Below are 21,935 nucleotides of genomic sequence, written 5' to 3'. Positions count from 1 at the left end.
GCGTACCCACCGCGCCATAGGTCCGCGCGGTCACCCGCCTACTCGTTCGTGAACTCCTCCAGGACCGTGGCACCCAGTTCACGGACGATCAACTCGTGCCCGGACAGCGCCGAGTCGACCAGGTCCGGATCATCGGCCTCGGGGATGTCGTCCTCGGGAGCGACCGGCTGCGGGGGCTCGGGGGCGGACGCGGCGGAGGACCGGGCCGGGGCCGCCTCGGGCGCCGCGCTCGGCTGCGGGCCCGGGGCAGGGGCGGGAGCGGGCCGGGGCTCGTACTGCTGCTGGGGCGGGGCGGCGGGGCGCTGCGCCGCGGGCGGTGCGGCGTAGGACCGGCCGCCGCCGGACTGCGGCGGTGCGCCCGCACCGCCCGAGGGATCGACGATCGCCTCGATCTTCCACTGCGCGTTGAACCGCTCGGCGAGGGCCTGCTTCAGCACCTCCTCGCTGCCGCTGCTCGCGAAATTGTCGCGCGCACCCGCGTTGAGGAAGCCGAGTTGCAGAGTCGTGCCGTCGAAGCCCGTGACCTGGGCGTTCTGGCTGAGCAGGATCCAGGTGAACCGGCGGCGGTTCTTCACGGCTTCCAGGATGTCCGGCCACATGTTCCGGACCTGGCCCGCGCCCTGCGCCATGGCCGGGCTCGCCTCGGCGGCGGGCACCGGTGCGGCGGGGGCGGCCGGGGCGGGCGCGGGCTGCGGCGCCTGCGGCCGGCCGGGGGCGGCGGCGGTCGGCCAGCCGCCTGGGCGGCGACCGGAGTCCGGCGCGGCGGCGGTGGGCCAGGCCCCGGGGCGCTGTCCGCCCGCGGGCGCTCCGGCGGGCGGCGCGGCCGGAGGCGGCGGGGGGGCAGCGGGCTGCGCGGGGGCCGGGGACACCTCGGCGGGCGACACGGCGGGCGCAGGCGCCGCGGGCGGCATGGTAGGAACAGGCGCCGCAGGTGCGGGTGGCGCGGCCGGAGGCGCCGCGGGCGCGTCCCCTCGCACGGCGGCACGGGCGGCAGCGGGTCCGCCTCCCGGCTGGACGGCCGGCGCGGCGGGGGCGTGGGCCAGGACTTCCGGCCCCGGCACGTATCCCATGCCGGGCCCCGGACCGGCGGTCGCGAAGGACGCGCCGCGCTCCAACCGGTCCAGCCGAGCCTGGAGCGAGCGTTCGTCGTCGAAGGCCGCAGGCAGCAGCACCCGGGCGCAGATCAGCTCGACCTGGAGGCGCGGCGAGGTCGCCCCGCGCATCTCGGTCAGTCCCTCGTTGACCAGGTCGGCGGCGCGGCTCAGCTCGGCCGCGCCGAAGACGGACGCCTGGGCCTGCATCCGCTCGACGACATCGGCGGGTGCGTCGATCAGCCCCTTCTCCCCCGCGTCCGGCACGGCGGCCAGGATCACCAGGTCGCGCAGCCGCTCCAGGAGGTCGGCGACGAAGCGGCGCGGGTCGTTGCCGCCCTCGATCACCCGGTCCACGACCTCGAACGCCGCGGCCCCGTCGCCCGCCGCGAAGGCGTCCACGACGGAGTCGAGCAGCGAGCCGTCCGTGTAACCCAGCAGCGACGTCGCCATGGCGTACGTCACACCGTCCTCGTCGGCGCCGGCCAGCAGCTGGTCCATCACCGACATCGAGTCACGCACCGACCCGGCCCCGGCCCGCACGACGAGCGGCAGCACACCGTCCTCGACGGGGATGTCCTCCCGGCCGCAGACCTCCGCGAGGTAGTCGCGCAGCGTGCCCGGCGGGACCAGCCGGAACGGGTAGTGGTGCGTACGCGACCGGATGGTGCCGATGACCTTCTCGGGCTCGGTGGTCGCGAAGATGAACTTGAGGTGCTCGGGCGGCTCCTCGACCACCTTCAGCAGGGCGTTGAACCCCGCCGACGTGACCATGTGCGCCTCGTCGATGATGTAGATCTTGTAACGACTCGACGCGGGTCCAAAGAACGCCTTCTCCCGCAGATCGCGCGCGTCGTCGACGCCACCGTGCGACGCGGCGTCGATCTCGATCACGTCGATCGACCCCGGCCCGTTGCGCGCGAGGTCCTGACAGGAGCGGCACTCCCCGCACGGCGTGGGCGTCGGCCCCTGCTCGCAGTTCAGACAGCGCGCCAGGATGCGCGCACTGGTCGTCTTCCCGCATCCGCGCGGACCGCTGAACAGGTACGCGTGATTGACCCGGTTGTTCCGCAGGGCCTGCTGCAGTGGGTCAGTGACATGCTCCTGCCCAATGACCTCGGCGAACGACTCGGGACGATAGCGGCGGTACAGCGCAAGCGACGACACACATACGAGGTTATCCGGGCGCACCGACAACCGGTCCCGCCCCAGCCGGCGCCGCCCCGGCAAGGCCCGCGCCCCGTGGGGCCCGCAGGAAACACAAGGGCCCCCCACGCACCCGCCAGAGCCGACCTACCCTTGCTGCCTTCCGGCCCTGGGGGAGTTCAGTCAGATAGCGCCACGTGAGGGGCTGACGCCCACCTTAGCCGATCCCCACCCCTCCCGGTCCACCTACCCAACCCACGCATCCGCTCGCTTCACCGCCCGCTCCTCCCGCGTCCCCCCACGTCCCCGGATCTCCCCGGGACCTCCGCCAGGCTCCCCTCCACCTACCCCCACAGCTCCCCACACCGCCCCAGGCCTCTCCGGCCCGTTCCGAACGGTCTCGAGTGGGTCTCGATGGGGAAGGGGTTCGCGAGCACTCCTCAACGTCTTGTATTGTTTGCGGCGGAGGATTCGCCTAGTGGCCTAGGGCGCACGCTTGGAAAGCGTGTTGGGGGCAACCCCTCACGAGTTCGAATCTCGTATCCTCCGCCAGTGCCTCACCGGGCACGTTGTCGATGGGCCCCACCGTTCGCGGTGGGGCCCATCGACGTTGGAGGTTGCAGTTGCCGCGTCAGGCGACGGGCGGCTCCACGGGGAGAGGCCAGAGGAGGCCGCCGGTCTTGTCGGCGGCGTCGGTGAGCACGCGGGTGGTGAGGTGCTGGTAGCGGCAGCGCATCCGGGCGGACTTGCCGGGTTCCCAGCTCGTGATCGCGTCGGGGACGCCGAGGATCAGCAGGACAGTCGCCGCCGTGTGGCCCCGGGGCACGCGAAAACGACAGCGTAGTTGTTCGGGGCACCGCCCAGAGCGGCTCCTGAAGGTTCGCCTTTTGCCTGTCGCTTCCCAGGGTTGATTCACCGCACCAGCAGCAGCCCGCAGCTGTACGCCCTGGCGTGGCCGATGCCCCGGGTGAGGGCGGTGACGAAGGCGGTGGGGTCGGTGACAGTGAGAGTGCCCTTGAGCTCTGCTCGGGCGATGCGCAGGCCCTTGTGCGGGGCCGGGCTGGAGACCTGAGGCAACATGCGCACAGCGAGCCTTTCCAGGTCCGTGTCAGCGCCGATGCGTACGACCCCGTCCGGAGCGGTCGGAGGATGGCCGAGCGGTTGCAGGCGGCGGGCGAACCAACGCTTTACGTGCTCGGGGCGGGTGTGCGGGACCCGGGTACCGCGGGTCTTCGGCGGGGAGCCGGGCGGCGGCTGCAGAGTGCGGACCGGGTTGACGACCGTACGGAAGTCGACGCGGTCGCCGGGCCGGAAAGCGCGGTCCAGGGTGAGGGTGTGCGGAGGCTCGGCTACGGCCGCCCGGGGAAGGCCACTCCAGTCGGCGGGGACCGATGACTGGACCACCAGATTGAGCCGTGCCCGTCGGAGGTCGACGGTCCAGGTGGACAGGACACCCATCTGGGCCCGGGGGTCGAGGCTGCCGTCGTCCACCCAGCCGGGGAAACCGCTCATCACCGTCCGGTGCATGTCCTGGGCGTCGATGAGCGACTTGGCGGCGAACGGGTGCCGGGCGTCCAGGGTCAGCAAGGTCTGGGTGGCCACGAACCTGGCGGGGCCCGGTGCGGGAGCCGGGGTCGAAGGGGAGGCAGCTGGCGTCGTGTTCACAGGATGATGTCCCATCCGGGGGCGTGCGGGGTGATCGTGATGCGGTGGCGGGTCTCCCAGCGGAGGCTATGGACGCCGCCGTCCGCGTCGAAGCGGACGGGCTGGTCCGGCAGGCCAGCGCCGGGCAGCGGGCGAGGGCTCTCGATCCATGCCCAGGGACGCGTGCTCGTGGCCCCCTGCGAACCGGCCGCGTCGGGAAGCAGGGCATACGACTCGAACACATCCCGCAGCGTCCCCGGCACGACGCCGAGGGCCAGGTCACCGGTCGGTGGGCATGCCTTGCGGCCCAGCCAGAGCAGGCGCTTCGGATGCTCCAAGGCGTAGGCGACCCGCTCCAGGAAGGCCGATTCCGCATGTTCCAGGCCGACCAGGAACGCGGCGTCGGCGAGGTACCAGCGCTCGGTGATCAGGGCGTGGCGGCGGACCTCCTTGGAGACGAGGGCGCCGGATGCCGGGTCGGTGGTGACGTACTTCGGGGAGCCGTACCAGGCCGGCAGGTCGACTCGGCCGAAGACATCGGGTGGCGCGGCGACGGTCGCGGTGGCCTTCGCGGCGCGCTGGTAATCGGTCAGGAGATCACGCGGGCGCAGCGGGAAAGTGCCGCCGCCGACGGTGTGGTAGTCGCGGACGCGGATTCCGGGACGGTCGGCACGAACGCCGAAGCGGACCTCGGCGAGTTCTCCGAGCGGTTCCTCGCGGTCCATGCCGAGGGCCGCCGCGCACAGGCCGATCACCCCCGATTTGGTGGGCCGGCTGTGGGTGTCGCGGTGGGCGAACCGGCCCGCGATCCCCCAGGACTGGAGAGGGCCGGCCAGCCGGATGAGCAGAACGTGGCGGTCGGTCACGAGGTGAGTTCCTCGGCTCGCTTGACCGTTTCGAGGGAGTCCGGAAGCCCCAGCTCTGCCAGCAACGAGTCGATCTCGGGGTCGTAGGTGAGGAGCTTGGCCGCATGCAGATCGTCGCGACGGCCGCTGACGAAGACGTGGTGGCGCAGCAGCCTGCTCACGGCGACGGGTCCGGCCGCGCCCTGGGCCACTTCGTCGACCGGCCGCTGGAACGCGGACGCGTAGTTGTACGGACGCTCACCCTCGAACGCGAGGACGAGCACGGGCAGGGAGCCGGTGGAGGCGGTCGAGTTCTTCTTCGCCTCCGGGAATGCTTCCACGAACGCGTTCACGAACTCCCGTTCGGCCTCGGACGCGGTCTGCTCGGCCTCTTCCTCCGTCATTCCGACCACCCGCAGGTTGGTGCGGAGCTGTACGCGGTCGAGGACGGCGTGCCGGTAGAACGTGCCGGAGATGAGGGACTGGTAGCCGGTCATTCCGGCGCCCGCGTCGTCGGCGGCGTCGAGGAAGTTGAGCGCGTTGCGTTTACGGTCGAGTTTGGCGTCGTCCGCCGCTGCGTAGAAGTCCTCGATCTGTTCGGATTCATGCACGGTGAAGGCATGGCCGGTCTGAACCGCGCCGTCGACGTTCGGGGAGTCAGGGATCTCGGCGAGGAAGCGGCCGTAGAGGGCGATGTCCACGGCGTCGCGGGGGGCCAGGGCGAGCAGAACGGCGTCGCGGGTGGCCTTGGGCAGGGGCGGCGGGGTCACAGAACCGGGCTCCGTGCCTTCTGTCGACGCTTCCAGCTCCGTGCCGTCGGTCTTCTTCTTGGAAGCGGCACGGCGGGTCTTCTTCGCGGCTTCGGCACGGGCCAGGGCCTTGGCGTACTCGGCGTACCACTCCTCGACCGCGGCCTCGTGGGCGGCGAGGTGGGCGGCGATCCTCACCGCCGTGTCCGAGGGCGCGAAGACGAGCACCTTCGTCAGGTTGGCGACGGTCTTCTTCTGCGGGTCACCGAACTTGAGGCCGCACCCCTCCATGACCGCACGGACGACGGCCACGGCGTGCTCGCGGTTCCATCCATGCGCCGACTCCAGTTCACGGCCGGCCAGCAGCGCCCATTCGCGGGTACGGACCCCCATGCTGCGCCCGCCGAGGGCCCCCCGGCCGGCGTTGGCCCGGTTGCGGGCGTGGACCCGCTCGGCACGGCGGCGGGCCTGGCTGGTGATCATGTGTCGTTCCACACCGCCGAAGACCAGCGTCTTCGGCTGACCGTTCTCGTCACGGACGGGCAGGACGGCGGCCAGGGTCTCGATGAGGTGGAGGGAGAGGAACTGGCTCCTGCTGAGTGGTTCGGTCACGGGATGGAGTCCTTCCGGGCGTTCAGTTCGTTCTGGAGGTCGGCCCCGGGCCGGGGGGCCGGTTCGGGCATGGCGCCTCGGCTCGTCGACGCGGGCATGTAGAACTCGACCGACCAGTGGTACGTGACGCGCGCCCGCCGGTCGTTCCACTTGATCAGGTCCTCGGTCAAACCGGTCCAGGAAGGGGGCGGCTGCTCACAGGACCTGAGGCGGGCGACCGCGTGCTGGAGATGCCGCCAGGGGATGCGGCGGCTGGCGACAACCCTGTCCAGCAGCCGCCGAGCGCCGGGGTTGCCAGGCCCATGCCCGGCCCCGTCCCCGATCCGGCGGACCGCCGCGCCCAGGCTGCCTCCGCCGTACGACGCAACGGAACGGCCCTGGTGGTAGACGGCGAAGAGAAAGGCCACCCGCTCGAACAGTTCGCGGTGCTCGTCGCCTCCGTACCAGCCGGCCCGGATATGGGCGCTGGTGCCGCCCCGAGCCCGACGCAATTCGGCCAGGGTGCCGTATTCGCGGTTACGGACAAGGGCAGCGAGCCAGGCGGTGAGTCCCGCACTGTCATGCGGGAACGGGGTTCTCGCATGCTCGGGCCCGGCCTGGACGGGAAGTTCATTCATGAGCGGTCTCCCCTCGGAGTTCGGCAGGCGCGTTTCGTGCGGTGACGAGGTTCTCGAAGAGCTGTACGGCGCGGGCCCGTGCGAGGTTGTTGTTGGCGCTGAGGAGGTGCAGCCCGTCCAGGCGTTGCAGCAGTTGAGTGCGGGCGGTCGCCAGGAGGAGCGCCGCGTACGCGATGCACGGCTCGGAGACCGGGTCGTCCTCCGGTCCCCGGTCGATCACCTCGTCCAGCAATTCGTAGAAGGGCTCCTCGGCGGCAGGCCAGAACATGTACCGGGCATCGAGCCTTGCCACCTGGCCCGCTTCGTCCGCCGTACGCATCGCCGGGAATGCCGTCTCGGCCGCCAGGACGGCCGCCTTCTTGAGTGACCACGCCAGGTACTCGGCCAGGACGGAGCCCCGGTAGGAGGCCTGGTGGAGGTGCCTTTCCATGTGCGGGGCATAGGGATAGGAGCCGTACGTCCAGATGACCGGCAGGGTCTTGTTCGCTAGCAGCCCCACGGCCCACAGCTGGTACGGGGCTCCGACATCGCTGCTGCGGAGCCGGAGCGACCGGAGCCGGGCGTACAGCCCCGTGCGGTCGTCGCGGACCGCACCGTAGAGAGCGTGGGCATCCTGCCAGAGCGCCCTGGTGGGCGAGGGCCACAGCGGCTTGCGCACACCGCCCGCGGTCGTGCTGAAGACAGCGTCCTGACAGTGACGGTCCGGGTCGAGGGCGAGGACTTCACCGGCGCCGATCAGCACCCGGTCGACCACGGTCTGCCCGTTCGGACCGGCCGCGGGGCGCAGGAGAACCGAACGCCCCAGCGCGCTGTGCAGATCTGCCGGGCCGTGCGGCGCGCGGGGATCGGACGCGCCCTTGAAGCACCGTCGCTGGAATCCGTCCGGAGTGGTCCAGGAGGTGTTGAGCGAGCCGGTCGGTCCGTCGGGCGGATAGAGGTTGAGGCGCAGGGTCTCGCCGAGCGTCCTGCCCAGGGCCACGACCCGGATACGGCCGGTGAGCCGGCCGGCGGCGAGATTGGTCACCTTCGCGCCGAGCCGCTTCCCTGACATCCTCGCCCGCCCGTAGGGGCCGTAGGCATGCTGGGTGAGCACGGCCCGGAAGGCTTCGGCGGCAGGAAGAGGATGGGGCCGTTCGAGGTGGTGGTGGTCGAAGTGCTGGTTGTAGTCACCCGCATGTTCGATGACCAACTGGGCTGTTCCGGTGCCGCTTTCGTCGAAGTCATCGGCCAGCTTGCTGCTCTGGGCCAGGGGGGAGCTGGGGTGGAACAGGTCCCAGGAGTCGTCGGGGCTGCCGTCCAGCCAGTCGGCGGCGGGCGAGAGGTCCCGTCCGGCTTCGATCCAGTCGCGCCACTCCTCGTCGGAGTCAGGGCAGACTCCGGCGGCGAAGCAGATCGCCAACAGGTACTCGATGACCGCCACTCCCTCGCCCGGCGATGACCACTCAACCGTGAACAGTTCGTCGGCGTGCCGGAAAAGGGCACAGAGCGAGTGGTGAGCGGAGTAGCCGTCGAGGGTGACGGTGGGAATGCAGGGGGAGTACCGGGGGTCCCAGGAGAAGGGACGGAGAGGGGGAGCAGGAAGGGGAAGCGGGTCGTCGGGCATTCTTCTCCACCACCGTCCTTAGGTGCGTAAGCGGCGAACCCGGAGGCCGATGAGGTCAGTCCGGGAGGTGACACCCCCCGCGCGCGCGGGGAGGAAAGGGCTTCCAGAAACGCCCCTGACCCAGTCGAAGGGACACTCCCGCATACGCGGGACGATGCGCTGTGCCGGTCCTGGCCGGGAATCACTTTCGTACAGCTCAGCCGACTCCGGGAAGCCGGATGTATGAACGCCATACACTCGGAAACTGCCGAGCCATCGGCGGTCTCGGCCACCGCCTCACCGGCATGCCGGTGAGGCGGCGAGTGGCCCCTGCTCCGCTGACACGGAGCAGAGGACCACCACTGGCTGGGACCGGCTGTTCTTGGCGCCGTAGACGCGCCAAGAACAGCCACCTAGAAGAAGTGGTTGACCACTCCTCCGAGCACTGCGGCGATCACGATGAGTACCAGATCGCCTCCACGTCGTCGCAGCCATTCCCGCATGAACGTGCCCATTGAGCCACCTTCCGTATCGACGCCTCGCGCCCCTGCACATCAGAGCAGGGGGCGTCGATACGGCCGACGGAGCGGGCCGCCCACCAACAGTGAACCAGCCGACGCTGCCCTGCCGCAGGCGTTTCGGAAAAACGAAGCACCGACCCTGTCGAGTTGCCTCTTAACTCGACAAGGTCTGGCGAGGGGCCGAGGGAAGGCTCCACCTCACCGCGTCCCCGTCCGTGTTCGCAGCCGTACGAGGATGCCGAGAGTCGCTCGGGCGTCCTTGCGCCGTTCCGGGCTGGGCGCGAGAACGGAGACGAGGACGACGAAGAACAGGGCACCCATGTAGATCAGGGCAGCGCAACCACTCAACAGTGTGGTGCTGAAAAGCATTTGGGAGATCTGAAACACGTGCGACCCTTCCGTAGGAGCCGGTTACCGGCTGCTGCTGTCAGGGCTCAGCATCGGAAAGACGGCGGGTGTGCGACGAGTGGCGGCAGGGACAAATCGACGATTTCCGCAGCTCAGCGAGCTGGCAAGGAACGGTTCGGTCTTCGGATGGCGAGCTTTGGGGGCGGGACGGTGACCGAGACGGGGACGGGGACGGCACGAGCCAAGCTGGGCGCAATGCTGAGCAGCCTGCTCACCTCCTCCAGGCTCGACCTCAGGCAGGCGTCGCGGAAATCCGGAGTCGCGCTCAGCACTCTGCGAACCTGGAGGGACGGGAAGACGGCGCCGGGCACCAGTCGTGAGGACGACTTCTGGTCGGTCGTACGGCTGCTGCGGCAGACGGCGGACCAGGAGGGTCCCACCGATGCCCAGTGGGTGGAAGCTCTGCGCGCCGCCCAGCGGGAGGGCACGGCCAACCAGGCACGACAGCATTACGTCGGTGTGCATCACCCGGCTGACGAGGTGCTCGCCGCACCGGCCCGGGACCGCACCGCCGAGCGCGCGGTCATGGACACCTTCGCGCGGGAGACCGGTGCCGAAGCACCGGCGTACCTGTGCTGGTGTGCGGACGCCCCCGTGGGGAAGACCTCACTGCTCGCGGACTACGTGCTGCGCCACCCGCCGGCCACCGTCGACATCCTGAGCTACTTCGTCTCTCCGGCTCACCACACCGACACCCTGGCCGCATTCGCAACCGAAATGACGCGTCAGTTGGGCACGTTCCTCGGTGAACATCCGGCACACCCGCCGCAGGGGACGGCCGAGTGGCACCGCCTCTTCGGCCGGGCCGCGGCGAAGAGCAGGCGAGAGAAGCGGAACCTTCTGCTCGTGGTCGACGGGCTGGACGACGACGTGGCCTGGCCCGGTGAAGCCGCTGACAGCATCGCCGGGCTGCTGCCGACCGCCCCGCCCCGGGGCATGCGCGTCCTCGTCTCGCTGCGCAGTTGCGTGCGTCCCCCCGACGACCTGCCGTCCGGCCATCCGCTGTGCGACCTGACGTACCGGCACGTTCTCGGGCCGGTCGCGGGCGCTGCCCATGACCGTCAACCGCCCCCGGCCCCTGCCGCATTGGGTGTGCCGGTAGCCGGGCTGTTGGCTGTGTCGGGCGGTGGCCTGTGTACGGCGGACCTGGCGGGGCTGGCCGGAGTGCCCGTCGACCGGCTGGACCGGCTGTTCCAGGGCCCGGCCGGGCGTTCCCTGGTCCTGGACGACCGGGTGGCCGGGACGTACCGCCTGGCCGGTCCACAGCTCGAACGCGAAGTGCGGGAGGAGCTGGGGAACTCGGGAGTCGCCCAGTGCACCCAGAAGCTTGTCGCGTGGGTTCGGAGTTGGCAGGACGCCGGCTGGCCGGCGGACACACCGCCGTTTCCGCTCGCGGCTCCGCCGGAACTGTTCTCCGACACCGCTGCGCGTACGGCGTACGTCCTTGATCCCGACCGGCTGCGCAGGCTCTCCGTAGCGGCCGGCGTGGGCGTCGTACTGGATCAACTCAGCGCCTTCGAAGCGTCGTTCGCCGACACCTCCGGCGATCTGGCGGCACTGGTACCGCTGGCGGCAGCGCGAGACATGGTGCGACGGGAAGCCCGTGAGGTGCCCGAAGGCGCTCCCCCGCTCATGGCCCGCCTGGGGGATACCGCGCGGGCACGTGGGCTGGCCCTGAGCGCCCCTACCCCCACCGCCCGGGCGGTGCATCTCTCGGACATGGCGGTCGAGTTGGCGTTCGCGAAGCTCCCCGGTGTGGACGCCGTGGTCCGTGAGGCGGTCGAATGCCTGTCGCAGAACCGTGCCGCTCATGGCTCCTCCGGGAACCACCCGCTGCTCGACGTTTGGACCCGGCTCTTGGCCTCCGCGGTCGAGATCCGCAAGGCCGCTGGTTCCGGTGCCGCTAGGCCGCTGCTCCTGGCCGTGGTCGGCGGTCACGGCGCGGGAGTCGGCGAACTCGCCGATTCTGGCGGGTTGCTGGCCGAGTTCGGTGACCTCGATCTCGTGCCGATGCTGACCGCACGTGCGGAGATGCTGAGCGCTGGGCCCGCGCGGGCCCAGGCGGCCTCGGTGGATCTCTGGGTAGCGCTGGCGCGGGCGAAGGCCGTGGACAGCAAGCGGGCGGGCGACCGGATCGAGGACATCTGCGCCAAACTGGAACGGGACGACGCGCTCGGAGCAGTGAACGTGCTGGCAGCGTCGGCATCGGCGCTCGCGCGGCTTCCCGCATCGAGGACGCGCAAGGCGGCCGTTTTGGTAAGAGAAGCCCAGGCTCTTGTCTTCGAGCTTCTACCCGCGGCAAAGACAGGGCTGCTGTCGGAGGAGGACCAGGCCCACCTTCGTCCTGAACTGAAGGGAGTCCTGGCCCGCCTCGCACAAGCCGTGGCGGACACCAAGGCGACGAAAGAGGGCCTACGCCGCCTCGATCAGCAACTGGGCTCCCTTCCTGAGTCCCTGCCGGAGCCCCTGCGTGTCGGCGTACTCGGGGAGCTCATAACGGAACGCGGCAAGTGGATCGTCTGCGAGGCCGAAAAGCGCCTGGACCACGAGGAGCAGGAGCGGGCGGAGAAGGAGGCGGAGCGGGACGAGCGGCAGCGCGCGGTGAAACAGGCGGAGCGGCGGGAGCGAGACCGGAAAAACGACCAATACAAACGGGCTAGGGACCAGCGGAAGACCCACGGCCGAAGCGCGCCCGTGCCGGTCTTCGAAGCCTCTCCGCAGCCGCGCGTACCGCTTCCTCCGGCCCCTCGGCGTGCTCCCGCGCACCGCAGGACCTGGGGTCTGCCCGCACCCGCCGATGATCCGCAGACCACTCCCCCACACCGCCTCCTGCTCCAGGAGGCGGAGGACCGCCTCTGCGCGGGGAACCATGAGGAGAGCCGGGAACTTCTGGAGGCAGCGCTGCGGACGGCACCCCGCCTCCAGGCTCCGGCCGGCGCCGAAGGTTCCTGCGATCCAGAGCTCTGGTCTGCGGATCTCTGCCAGGCCCTCGGCACGATGGGCAGATTCGACGACGCCACGGCACTGGTGGCCCAGTCGGCCGAACCAGCGGATCAGACACGGCACTTGGCGGCCCTCTCCCTCGGCTGCTCCCTCGGCGGGCACAGTGGCGCGGGGGCCGAGTACGCCACTGCGGCGCGGGAACTGCTGCCGGACGACGCCGGTCCCGTCCTGGCCGCCCGGGTGAACCAAGCCCTCGCGTACGCCGGCGCCGAAAGCATGGCCTTGGCTCCGATCACCGGTGGTACCAGTGCGCAGAGGCGGCAGGCAGACGCGGCAGTCGCTGTCGGCCTCGCCCGGCACCGTCCCGAGGAGGCGGTGTGTCTCACCGAAGGCCTCGCCGCGAAACTGGCCCGGCGGATCGCGGTACCGAACCGGACCGGACTGTTCCGGGTCCTCCCGGAGCTGGCGACCCTGCTTCTCGCAGCACCGGACGTACTACCGTCCGGCTCGCGTCTGCGGAATGCCCTGCACCAGGCCGTACGGGAGGTGATCGGCTCTCCCGCTCCGCAGCATGCGGCGACGATGACCGTCCTCACCCTCCTCGGGCGGCTCGGCTGCCTCTCCGACGAGACCGCCGAAGCCGCCGAGGCCGCCGTTGGCCGATGGTGTTGTTCGCTCCGGCCGGGGCCCGGTTCCGGGCCCGAGATCGCTCTGCTCGCCGCCGTGGACGGTGACACCGACCTGGCATGGCGTCACGCCGAATCACTTCCCACCCCGGCGGAACAGTCGCTGGCTCTCGGTGCCGTCGCGGCGTATCTGGCCGGGGCCGAGACCCCGCTGGCCACCGACCCACAGGCGGACGACCGCATGGTCCGGCTCTGCCTCGCGCTCGCCCGGGCCGCCACCAGGGATGGCCCGTCGAGGAGAGGGTCGGCCCGCCACACAGTGCACCGACTGCTGAGGACAGGCGGCTGGACTCGCGCCTTCCCCGCACTTCCCGGCACCGCCCCGGAAGCGCTGCCACACCTGGCCGGGATCGCGTTGCACGCCCGGCGACAGCGGGCGCCCGAGCCGGACACCGGCGCGAACGACCCGCCGTGCTGAGCCGGGCCCCTGGACCCGGTGGGCGCCCCGACCAAGCGGGCGTCCCACGTCACTGTCGGACACCAGGTCGGCTGACTGCTCACCGCGGTCCCCGCGCATGCGGGGGTGGTCCCTTGCTGCTGCCCGAGCGACTCGCCGACCCGCTGGTCCCCGCGCGTGCAGGGGTGGTCCCCCACCAGGGCGCCAGGATGATCCTCACCCCGGCCGAAGCGGCAGGGTATGCGGGCAGCCCTTGAGACGTGCCCCGTTACAGGGCTCGCCCGGAGAAGGACCAAGGGTTGCAGTTTGGGTTGCATTCGCGGTCGTTCAAGGGGATCCATACGCGTGATCCACCATCACCGGACTGCAGGCCAGAACGGCCACGAACTCGCCTGCCCCCGACGAACAGTTGGAAAGCGTGTTGGGGGCAACCCCTCACGAGTTCGAATCTCGTATCCTCCGCCACGGCTGACCAGCCGAAACGAAGGTCCCGACCGCCCAGCGGCCGGGACCTTCGTCATTCCGTGGTCTCAGTCCTGGTCTCAGTTGACGCGATCGTGCCCCCAGCCCGGGCGGAGGGCTAGCTTCTTCGCACCAGCCGACTGAGGGGAGCAGTGCGGTGAACGTGCAGGAACAGCGGACGTGCGGTCGACCAACGCGATCGGGCCATCCCTGCCGGGTACGGATCTACGGATCGGACGTGGCATGCGGCACACATGCGACCGACGAGGACCGTGCAGTCGCGGCGGCACATCAGCGGGGTTGGAGCGAGGGATACGAGCGGGGCTGCAAGTCCGGGGCCAGTTCGGCACAGCCCGAGATCGAGTGGCTGGAGCGTCGGGTCATGGAGCTCGAGCAGCGCCTGGACGATGCGACGCGCGTGCACGAGATCGCTGGCGACCAGGTCGTGGAAGTCGGTGGATACGCTTACCGCTGGCGTGGGGCGGGCGCCTTGAGGTCGGCGATCGCGTCCTGCTCCCGGAGAACTACGTGAGTCGTATGAAGCACGGGCCAGGACCGATGGTGGGGGGCCGTCAGCGCACTGGGCGCGCCGTACCGTGGTGAGCTCTCCTTTATCGTCGGACGAGCCCCGACAGCAGAAGCCGAGGCGTAAGGCACACCGATGCAGGGACCGATGTCCACCCGTCGCAGGGTCCCCAGAGGCAAACGCCGGCCGGCCGCGCTACGCACAGCTGTCACGCCTGAAGGGCCGCCCGCAGCTCCTCATCCCTCAGCAGGTCGACGATGGCCGGATCCGTGTCTGTGAAACTCCGCTGAGCGTCGTCGGACGTCGCCCTACGGAGTGCCGCGTGGCACACGTCCGCGAAAGGCTGGTTACGCACGCGCCACTCCTTGCGACGCATGTCCTTGTGATCACCATCGGCGCGGGCTTGTGCCCAGCCCGTCAGATCGTCTTCCAGGTTCACCCATGCGTCTGCCCTGACGCGTGGCCGCTTGCCCTCGTTCAAGCCGCACACGTCGATGGTCCACTGCCCCTTCCGAGAGCCCTCGACGGCGCGGTAGACACCGCTGGCCAGCCGGAGATTCAGGTGATCGAAGGGATGTTCGCGGGTCGGGTCGATCAGGAGAGAGCCGACGAGGCCGTCACCTCGGTGCTTGTCTCCCTTGAACCGGGTGTTGCACGAGGAACAAGCCAGCAAGAGGTTGGGCCAGTAGAAGGTCCGCAGGGAGCACTGGGATTTGGGCACGAAATGGTCGACCGTGTCGGCCATGTGGTTGCCGCAATACATGCAGCAGTCCACGCCAGGCGGGCGATCTTCCCACCCTGTCTGGGTTCAAACCGCACCCGAGTCGGAGGCTGGTCATCCGCCGAGAGCGGCTCCCGATCGGGCTCCCATAGGACGGCGACCGTTAGCCGGCCCGACGACGGAGGCGTCACAAGGGTGTGGCGCCCTCCGTGCCCTTCGTCAGCGGCTCAGGACCGCGTCGAGGTGCTCCTACACCGACACGAACAACCCGTACGGGACGTACTGCGGGATCTCCGCGTGGGTAATCCACGCGAGCTAGGCCAGCTCGTCGGTGTCCGCGACGTACGTGCTCCCGCCGATCACCTCGCAGGCCGTGTACGACATCAGTCGGCCAGTGGCCAGGTGCACCCGTTCGCCGAGTGTCTTCCCCGCCACCACGTCCAAGCCGGTCTCCTCCTGGGTCTCCCTCACGGCGGCGTCCTCGCGAGACTCGCCTGGCTCGACCTCTCCAGCCGGGAACTGCCAGGAGAGCCGACCCTCGCTGACCCGTCGCCGCACCATGAGCACGCGTCCCTCGCGCACCACGATGGCTGCGGCGATGGGCCGCTGACTCCCTTCCCTCACCTGCGTACCTCTTCCTCGATGGCGCAAGCGACCTGCGGCCACGGAGCACGCATAGCACCGAAGAGGGACCAGTAGCCATGCGCCTCGCGAACTACGGCGCTGACCCCGAGGCGTACCGCTTCGGGTTCGATCGCGCCTATGACCCGCCGGGTGACACCCCCGGCCCCGCGGGGCGCGGGGGTGATCCCGCTGCCCAGGAGCAGCGTGGCGGTGCGGATGGCGTCCAGCGTGGTGGGTGGCGCCGCGCCGGCGAAGTCTCCATAGACCAGCTCGTGCCAGCGCTGCTGCGTGCGCGCCCAGGCGAGGCGTTCCAGGCCGGTTCCCAGGTCCACGGCCATGCGGGCGGGTTCATCTGCGTTCCACAGCAGGACGATGTCGCCGAGGTCGAGCCCGAGGTGTCGGAAGTGCAGCGTGATGCCCGCGACCTCGCGTCGACGCCAGGGGGTCAGGGTCCCGTGGACGCTCAGGTGGCGGGCGTGGAAGCCGAGTTGGGAGAGGACGGAAAACCAGCCGTCGAGAAGCGCGCCATACTCGTCGAGTCCTCCAACAGGTTGGACACGGGAGATGTTGACGAAGGAGGTCAGGAAGCCGTCGCAGAGGTCGCCAGAGGTATCGCGTTCGCCGGTGAAGCGGACGACCGGCTGAGGGAGGAAGCCCTGTCGGTACGTCTGGGGTCTTCCGTCCTTGAGGAGCGGGTCGAGGGCCTGGATCGCTGAGATGGTCAGTTCCGTGTCTCGCCCCCAGCGGAGCGGGAGACAGTCGTCGCGTCGCGCGCCGATGTGGGCGAAGGCGGTCTCCACGCCATGGAGGAGTTCCCTCCACGAGGGCGGCCTGCGCGGCGGGCGGTACGGGGTGCCTCGCCGCTGGTGCCGGATGTCGACATGGGGGCCGTCGATGGCGAACTCCCACTGCGGGTTGGGTAACGCTCCACGGAGTACGGAGGGTATCCGCGAGGTCAGCGCGTCTCCGGTCGTACGAGCTGAGCCGGTCAGCACGACCGTGACGCCATCGCCAGGAAGTGCCGGGCGGGGTCGAAGCGCTGCTGGCCGATCTCCTGGACCCGCCTGTGACCGAGGGTTTCCGCCTGTTCGATGGCGAGCGCGAGTCGCTGGGCCGCGGTCTCGTCGTCCTCGTCCGGGTCGGCCACGGTGATGACGCCCGTCTCGTCGCAGAGGGCCGCCTCGGCGCAGGTGCCCGTCCGCCAGGTGAGCGCGGCCATGGGGGTGCCGGCGCGGAGGGACTCTCCGAAGACGGCGGCGCCGGCTTCTACGTACGTGCGGGCGTAGGTGTAGACGAATACGGAGCCGTCGCGGAGGGCGGCTGTCTTGGCTGGCCCTCCGAGTTCGCCGATCCAATCGACGTGGTCCGCCTTGAAGAGGCGGGCGTGGCTCTGGACGTAGTCGTGGTCGAAGACCGGGCCGACGACGCGGATACGGCGGCCGAGGATCTGGGCGGCGCGGACCGCCAGGTGGGGGGCCTTCTCGGCGTCGACGCGGCCGAGCCAGACGAGGTCGCGTCCGGCGGTCGCCGGCGGTTCCTCCTCGTCGAGGCCGAGGTGTACGGCCAGCTCGGGGATGGGCCGGTGGTCCGCGTACCGCTCGATCATCTCGGGCGAGTAGCAGTACAGCCGGGAGCGCCTGCCGTCGAAGGCGGTGGCGGCGTGTTGGAAGACCGGCGAGTGCTGGAAGGTGGCGACGTCGCAGTCCAGCGCGTCCCAGGCGCGGGTCCAGGCGGGCAGCGAGGGGTACTCGTGCCCGACGACCAGGAGGTCGTACTTGGTGTCGCGGACGTCGCGATCAGCGAGCGATCCGGGGGTGATGTCCTCCAGGCGGACCGGCTTGCGGACCCAGTCGTTCTCCAGGTCCGCGAGCCAGCCCGGCCCGAGGAGGTGTACGTCGGCGCCTACGGCCCGGGCGCCTACGGCGACCGCCCACAGCCATCGTTCGATCCCGCCGTAGCCGGCGGGCGGAAAGGCGTAGCTACCAGGGAAATCGCAGACGCCGACGAGCACGTTATGCCTCCGGTGTTCCGTCCGCCTTGATCCGGCGGAAGCCGAGGTACGGGAAGAGGGATTCGGGCAGGACGAGCGAGCCGTCCTCCTGCTGACACTGTTCGAGGAGCGCGGCCAGCGTGCGGCCGATGGGCAGGCCGGAGCCGTTGAGGGTGGCGACGAGCTTGGGCTTGCCGTCCTCGCCTCGGGTCCGGATGTTGGCGCGGCGGGCCTGGAAGGTGCCGAAGTTGGAGACTGAGGAGATCTCCCGGTACGTGTTCTGGCTCGGGATCCAGACCTCGATGTCGTAGGTGAGCTGGGCGGAGAAGCCGGTGTCGCCGGCGGGCAGCTTGATGACCCGGTAGGCGAGGCCGAGCTCCTTCAGGCATGCCTCGGCGTGGCCGACCATCGTCTCCAGCTCGGCGTCCGCCGCCTCCGGGTCGACGATCTTGACCATCTCGACCTTGGCGAACTGGTGCTGGCGGATCAGACCGCGGGTGTCCCGGCCGTACGAGCCGGCCTCGGAGCGGAAGCACGGGGTGTGGGCGGTCAGGGCCAGCGGCAGCTCGGCCAGCGGGATGATCTCGTCGGCGTAGAGGTTGGTCAGCGGGACCTCGGCCGTCGGGATCAGGAACAGGTCGCGGTCGGCCACACCTGTCTTGAACAGGTCCTCCTCGAACTTCGGCAGCTGCCCGGTGCCGGTCATCGTCTTGCGGGTGACGAGGAAGGGCACGGAGTGCTCGACGTACCTGTGCCGACGGGTGTGGATGTCGAGGAAGAGCGTGGCCAGAGCGCGTTCCAGGGCCGCGCCGGCCCCACGCGACACCGCGAAACGGGAGCCGGACAGCTTCGTCGCCCGGGCGAAGTCGAGGATGCCGGTGGCCTCGCCGAGGTCGACGTGGTCCTTCGGCTCGAAGGTGAACGCGGGGGGCGTGCCGACGCGCCGCATCTCGATGGCGAACTCCTCGGAGTCACCGTCCGGGGCCGAGTCGTCCGGCAGGTTCGGGATGCTCAGGAGCAGGTCACGAAGCTGGGCCTCGATCCCCTCCTGCCCGGCATCGATCTCGCGGATCTGCTCCTTCAGCTCGCGGGCACGCTCCTTCAGCTTGCTGATGTCCCCGCCCTGCTTCGCGGTCTGCTGGACCTCGCTCGCCACCCGCTTGGACTCCGCCCGCAGCTCGTCGGCGGAGCGGATGTTCTGGTTGCGCCGGGACTGGAGGGACTCCAGCTCGGACAGGTCCAGGGAGTAGCCGCGACGAGCGAGCCGACGAACAGCTTCGGCACCCATTTCGATCAGGGCGCGGGCGTCATGCATGAGGAAGATCCTTTTTATCCAGCAAATGGGATGGGGATACCGAATCGACGGTAGCAACCGCCGCCCCCTCGCTGATCCGGAATAAGGACGTGCCACCGGCGCCGGTGATCTTTTCGCACATGCCCGAATCAAGATCGTCCAGGAGGGCACCGATCAGAACGGGCAGCTCGTCGTCGGAAATGACGACCGGTTCCACGTACGGGGCCTCGGGGAGGAACAGCGGCATGGGCTCCCCCTCGGTCCGCTCGCGGTACCAGAGGAGGACCGAGACCATCAGGCCGTGGCCGACGAGAACCCCGGGACCGGGATGCTGGCCGGCGGAGAGCACCCGGAGAACATCCGCCGGATGCCCTCACGCTGGGACTCGGATGCCCCGGGCGGCCGCTCATCGGCTCCGTGGGCGTCGAGCCAGACGGCGTAGTCGAGGAAAGGCACGCCCTCGAATTGCCCGTAGTCGAGTTCGTTGAGCCGCGCGTCCACGACTGGCCCGGCGAACGGAACACCCATCAGCAGCGAGGTGGTCTGGAGAGCCGGGGGGAATTCGCTGGTCAGCCAGGTGGCCACGGAGTGCAGGGGGAGCGTGGCCCAGGCGTGGCTCAGGGACTGCCGGCCTTCCTCGTTGAGGTGGATGCGCTTACCCGGGTCGCCGTTGACGAGGTAGCGCTTGCTGTAGTTCGTCTGGCCGTGGCGAAGGATGTACGTCGTCATCGGTCCCTCACCGCTTCGAAGGCCATCAGCAAGGACAGCACCGCCGCGATCTTCGGTCTCGCCGGGTCGCCGATCTCCGTGTAGTAGAGGAGCCCGTCGAGTGCGAGCGCCCTGCACCAGGGCGTGATCTCCGGTACGGGGATACGGGAGATCCGGGCGGCCGTGGCGAGCCGATCGGCCATCCCTCGTTCGAGGTCGTAGTAGACGCTCCAGAAAGCCCAGTCGAAGACCGCGTCACCCTCGACAGGGTGGGGATCGATCAGGTGAGGACGCTGCTCCACGTCGAAAATCACGTTCTCCGCGTACAGGTCGGCATGCAGGACCGTCGTCCGGGCGGAGACCTCACAGAGGTCCGCGAGCTCGTGGCATACCTCCCTCGCGAGTCCTCCGTGGGAGCCGAGGTCGAGTACGCGCATCCGTCGGTAGATGCGCGGTAGGACCATCTCGTGCCGGAAGTCGTCCAGGCTGGACACGCCCGATCCGGGCGTCCGCCGGCCGAGCGTGTGAAGCCTGTGGATCGCTGTGGCCACCGCCTGCGTCTCGCGTACGGGACGGACGTCTCCTCCGGGCTGCCCGCCAACAAGTTCAAGGGCGGCCACCGACAGGTCATCCGCGGCGTGGACCACGTTCGCGGTCGGGCCACCGGCCCACACCCGCAAGGCGGCCGTCTCGTGGCGGTAGCGGGTGGGCTCCACCCACGCCTTCAGCACCAAGCGGCTCCTGTCAGGGGCCACGGCGAGCGCGACCGCCGAGGCGTGTCCCGCGTCGTGGTAGCTCCTCAGCGAGAGGTTCCACCGCCTGGCCGCCTCGGCCAGGCGGCCCGGGGCTGCGTCCAGCCACTCCTCGACCGAGGGGCCGTAGTGTGCGAGCAACCGCTCCCGGCACCCCGACGGCACATCTCCGAGCGTGCGTCTCGCCATCAGCTCAGCACGATCCCGTCGGAGACCAGCTCGTCCGTGAGGGCGGGGAATCCCTCCAGGGTCTCGGCCACGAGGGCCTGGACCTTGTCGGCCTCGATGTCCGCAGAGGACAGCCGGATCAGGATGCGCCACGGCTGGTCGAGACGCTGGCCGGTGGTGCTGACCAGGTGGACCTCGGCGTGGCCGTCGGTGGCCTCGTGCAGCCGCTGGGCCAGGCGCTGAGCGGCGATGTTGTAGAGCTTGCCGACGTGGTAGACGGGGTTCTTGCCGTTGGCGCCCTCCAGGTTCATCGGCCGCAGGGGCGTGATGAGTCCGTTGACGCGGTTGCCGCGACCGACGACGCCCTCGTCTCCGGACTCGATCGAGCTACCGGTGTACGTGAGGTACAGCTCGTCCTTCTCCGGGACGTCGCGGGCGTTGAGCCGGAAGTGGGCCTCGGCGCCGGGAAGCCTGAGGCCGGCGAGCCGGTAGCACTCGGCGAGAACGGTCTCGGCGTTACGGACGTACTCGGCGCGGCTGCCGACGTGGCGCGACTTCTGCGGCACGCACAGGACGACGTCGGCCTGGTCGCCGTCCCAGTAGCCCATGAGCTTGACGTCGGAGCCGCACCAGGCGTGGGAGAGCGTGAACTCGCTCTCGCCGGAGAAGTGGTTCACCAGCTCGCGGACGAACGACTCGAAGGTGTTATCCGGCGCCCATCCGGTCCCGAGCGAGGTGTCGTTCGACAGCCGGATCCGTCGCTCGCGCAGGTCGTCGATGGAGCGGGGGTTGAACCAGCGGGTGCGGTCCGGGACCTCGTCGCCGGTGAGGACGGCGCCGGGGCTGGAATTGCTGGTGATGTTGAACTGGATGTCGAGGTGGTCCGAGATCTCGCGAAGCCTCTCGGCGAAGAACGCGCGGACCTCGGCCTCGACGATCTCCTCGACGGGGATCCTCTCGCCCCCGCACATGGGCGCGGCCCGCCCGTTAACCAGGACGCGTACCGGGGCCGTGATCCGGCCTGCGCCGTACAGGACCTCGCTGGCCCCGCCGAGGAGGGCGAGCTTGTCGAAGTTGTGATGCAGCACGGCGCCGAAGCGCTGGGCGGTGTAGTGGCTGTAGGCGCGGGACAGCCGCTCGGCGAGGTGATCGGCCAGGGTGTCCGGGTGGCCGAGCCCCTTCCGCTCCACGATGGTCGTCGCGTCGGGCTTGGCCATGCCGGTGTCGATGACGAGGTGGCTGTGGTTGATGGTCGTGCTCGTACGAGGCATCACGAACTCCCGTTCAGGGGGGGACAGGTCGGAGACGAGCGCTACTGGTCTTGCGGAGATGCCAACTATCCGGGCCCTGCAAGTCCTATTCGAGGGCCCTGACAGGTCATCAAGAGGACTTCAATAGGGCTTTGTTGGGCTCCTGTGGATGATTTTGCGCCGCAGCAGGGACACCACA

16 protein-coding genes, 1 tRNA gene, 1 other RNA gene and 2 pseudogenes are annotated in these 21,935 nt (G+C 69.9%); 2 read left to right on the top strand and 18 right to left on the bottom strand.

Going from position 1 to position 21,935, the window contains the following annotated elements:
• Positions 1-38 precede the first annotated feature (38 nt).
• Together ACIHCL_RS18985 and ffs are read right to left on the bottom strand one after the other, a co-directional pair.
• Positions 39-2,258: a DNA polymerase III subunit gamma and tau gene (locus ACIHCL_RS18985; protein ID WP_399863098.1), complete on the bottom strand. Its 2,220-nt coding sequence runs from the start codon at positions 2,256-2,258 to the stop codon at positions 39-41.
• Positions 2,259-2,350: 92 nt separating this feature from the next.
• An RNA gene (ffs, locus tag ACIHCL_RS18980) (signal recognition particle sRNA small type) lies at positions 2,351-2,447 on the bottom strand.
• A gap of 254 nt (positions 2,448-2,701) precedes the next feature.
• Here ffs and ACIHCL_RS18975 point away from each other — a divergent pair.
• Positions 2,702-2,789 (top strand) — tRNA-Ser (locus ACIHCL_RS18975).
• Positions 2,790-2,868: 79 nt separating this feature from the next.
• On the opposite strand, the pseudogene ACIHCL_RS18970 reads toward ACIHCL_RS18975, so the two are convergent.
• The 7 genes and pseudogenes from ACIHCL_RS18970 to ACIHCL_RS18940 all read right to left on the bottom strand — a co-directional run.
• Positions 2,869-3,051 (bottom strand): annotated as a pseudogene (locus ACIHCL_RS18970) (site-specific integrase); the annotation flags it as partial.
• 98 nt (positions 3,052-3,149) lie between these two features.
• On the bottom strand, positions 3,150-3,839 hold the full coding sequence (locus ACIHCL_RS18965; protein WP_399863097.1) for a type I-E CRISPR-associated protein Cas6/Cse3/CasE: 690 nt from the start codon (positions 3,837-3,839) through the stop codon (positions 3,150-3,152).
• 59 nt (positions 3,840-3,898) lie between these two features.
• Positions 3,899-4,747 (bottom strand): type I-E CRISPR-associated protein Cas5/CasD, encoded by an 849-nt coding sequence (gene cas5e, locus ACIHCL_RS18960; RefSeq protein WP_399863094.1) that lies wholly within the window; start codon positions 4,745-4,747, stop codon positions 3,899-3,901.
• Positions 4,744-6,087, bottom strand: a complete 1,344-nt coding sequence (locus ACIHCL_RS18955) for a type I-E CRISPR-associated protein Cas7/Cse4/CasC (RefSeq protein ID WP_399863091.1) — start codon at positions 6,085-6,087, stop codon at positions 4,744-4,746. The genes cas5e and ACIHCL_RS18955 overlap by 4 nt, the downstream gene beginning before the upstream one ends.
• Positions 6,084-6,704 (bottom strand): type I-E CRISPR-associated protein Cse2/CasB, encoded by a 621-nt coding sequence (gene casB, locus ACIHCL_RS18950; RefSeq protein ID WP_399863090.1) that lies wholly within the window; start codon positions 6,702-6,704, stop codon positions 6,084-6,086. The genes ACIHCL_RS18955 and casB overlap by 4 nt, the downstream gene beginning before the upstream one ends.
• Positions 6,697-8,307, bottom strand: a complete 1,611-nt coding sequence (locus ACIHCL_RS18945) for a type I-E CRISPR-associated protein Cse1/CasA (RefSeq protein WP_399863088.1) — start codon at positions 8,305-8,307, stop codon at positions 6,697-6,699. Before ACIHCL_RS18945 ends, casB begins: the two co-directional genes overlap by 8 nt.
• A gap of 698 nt (positions 8,308-9,005) precedes the next feature.
• Positions 9,006-9,176, bottom strand: coding sequence for a hypothetical protein (locus ACIHCL_RS18940; protein ID WP_399863086.1), 171 nt, complete (start codon positions 9,174-9,176; stop codon positions 9,006-9,008).
• Between the two features lie 234 nt (positions 9,177-9,410).
• Here ACIHCL_RS18940 and ACIHCL_RS18935 point away from each other — a divergent pair, with 234 nt between their 5' ends.
• Positions 9,411-13,262 carry a hypothetical protein gene (locus ACIHCL_RS18935; RefSeq protein WP_399863084.1) on the top strand — a complete coding sequence of 1,284 codons (3,852 nt, stop codon included), beginning with the start codon at positions 9,411-9,413 and terminating at the stop codon, positions 13,260-13,262.
• 1,175 nt (positions 13,263-14,437) lie between these two features.
• Here the strand turns inward: ACIHCL_RS18935 and ACIHCL_RS18930 are convergent.
• From ACIHCL_RS18930 to ACIHCL_RS18890, 9 genes and pseudogenes are all read right to left on the bottom strand, one after another.
• A complete protein-coding gene (locus tag ACIHCL_RS18930) occupies positions 14,438-14,992 on the bottom strand; it encodes an HNH endonuclease (protein ID WP_399863212.1) in 555 nt (184 codons plus the stop codon).
• Between the two features lie 207 nt (positions 14,993-15,199).
• A pseudogene (locus ACIHCL_RS18925) lies at positions 15,200-15,550 on the bottom strand (NUDIX hydrolase).
• A 20-nt stretch (positions 15,551-15,570) separates the two neighbouring features.
• A complete protein-coding gene (locus ACIHCL_RS18920) occupies positions 15,571-16,569 on the bottom strand; it encodes a hypothetical protein (RefSeq protein WP_399863082.1) in 999 nt (332 codons plus the stop codon).
• The gene (locus ACIHCL_RS18915; RefSeq protein ID WP_399863081.1) at positions 16,563-17,585 is read right to left on the bottom strand and encodes a glycosyltransferase; all 1,023 of its coding nucleotides are present in this window, start codon (positions 17,583-17,585) and stop codon (positions 16,563-16,565) included. The genes ACIHCL_RS18920 and ACIHCL_RS18915 overlap by 7 nt, the downstream gene beginning before the upstream one ends.
• A gap of 1 nt (position 17,586) precedes the next feature.
• The gene (serS, locus tag ACIHCL_RS18910) at positions 17,587-18,879 is read right to left on the bottom strand and encodes a serine--tRNA ligase (protein ID WP_399863079.1); all 1,293 of its coding nucleotides are present in this window, start codon (positions 18,877-18,879) and stop codon (positions 17,587-17,589) included.
• Positions 18,872-19,105, bottom strand: coding sequence for a hypothetical protein (locus ACIHCL_RS18905; protein WP_399863077.1), 234 nt, complete (start codon positions 19,103-19,105; stop codon positions 18,872-18,874). Before ACIHCL_RS18905 ends, serS begins: the two co-directional genes overlap by 8 nt.
• Positions 19,106-19,152: 47 nt before the next feature.
• Positions 19,153-19,587, bottom strand: a complete 435-nt coding sequence (locus ACIHCL_RS18900; RefSeq protein ID WP_399863075.1) for a histidine phosphatase family protein — start codon at positions 19,585-19,587, stop codon at positions 19,153-19,155.
• Positions 19,584-20,507: an aminoglycoside phosphotransferase family protein gene (locus ACIHCL_RS18895; RefSeq protein WP_399863074.1), complete on the bottom strand. Its 924-nt coding sequence runs from the start codon at positions 20,505-20,507 to the stop codon at positions 19,584-19,586. The genes ACIHCL_RS18900 and ACIHCL_RS18895 overlap by 4 nt, the downstream gene beginning before the upstream one ends.
• Positions 20,507-21,757 (bottom strand): methionine adenosyltransferase, encoded by a 1,251-nt coding sequence (locus ACIHCL_RS18890; RefSeq protein ID WP_399863072.1) that lies wholly within the window; start codon positions 21,755-21,757, stop codon positions 20,507-20,509. Before ACIHCL_RS18890 ends, ACIHCL_RS18895 begins: the two co-directional genes overlap by 1 nt.
• Positions 21,758-21,935 lie beyond the last annotated feature (178 nt).

Source organism: Streptomyces sp. NPDC052042, assembly GCF_044548345.1.
Classification (GTDB): Bacteria; Actinomycetota; Actinomycetes; order Streptomycetales; family Streptomycetaceae; genus Streptomyces.
This window is presented reverse-complemented; position numbering and strand designations above follow the sequence as displayed.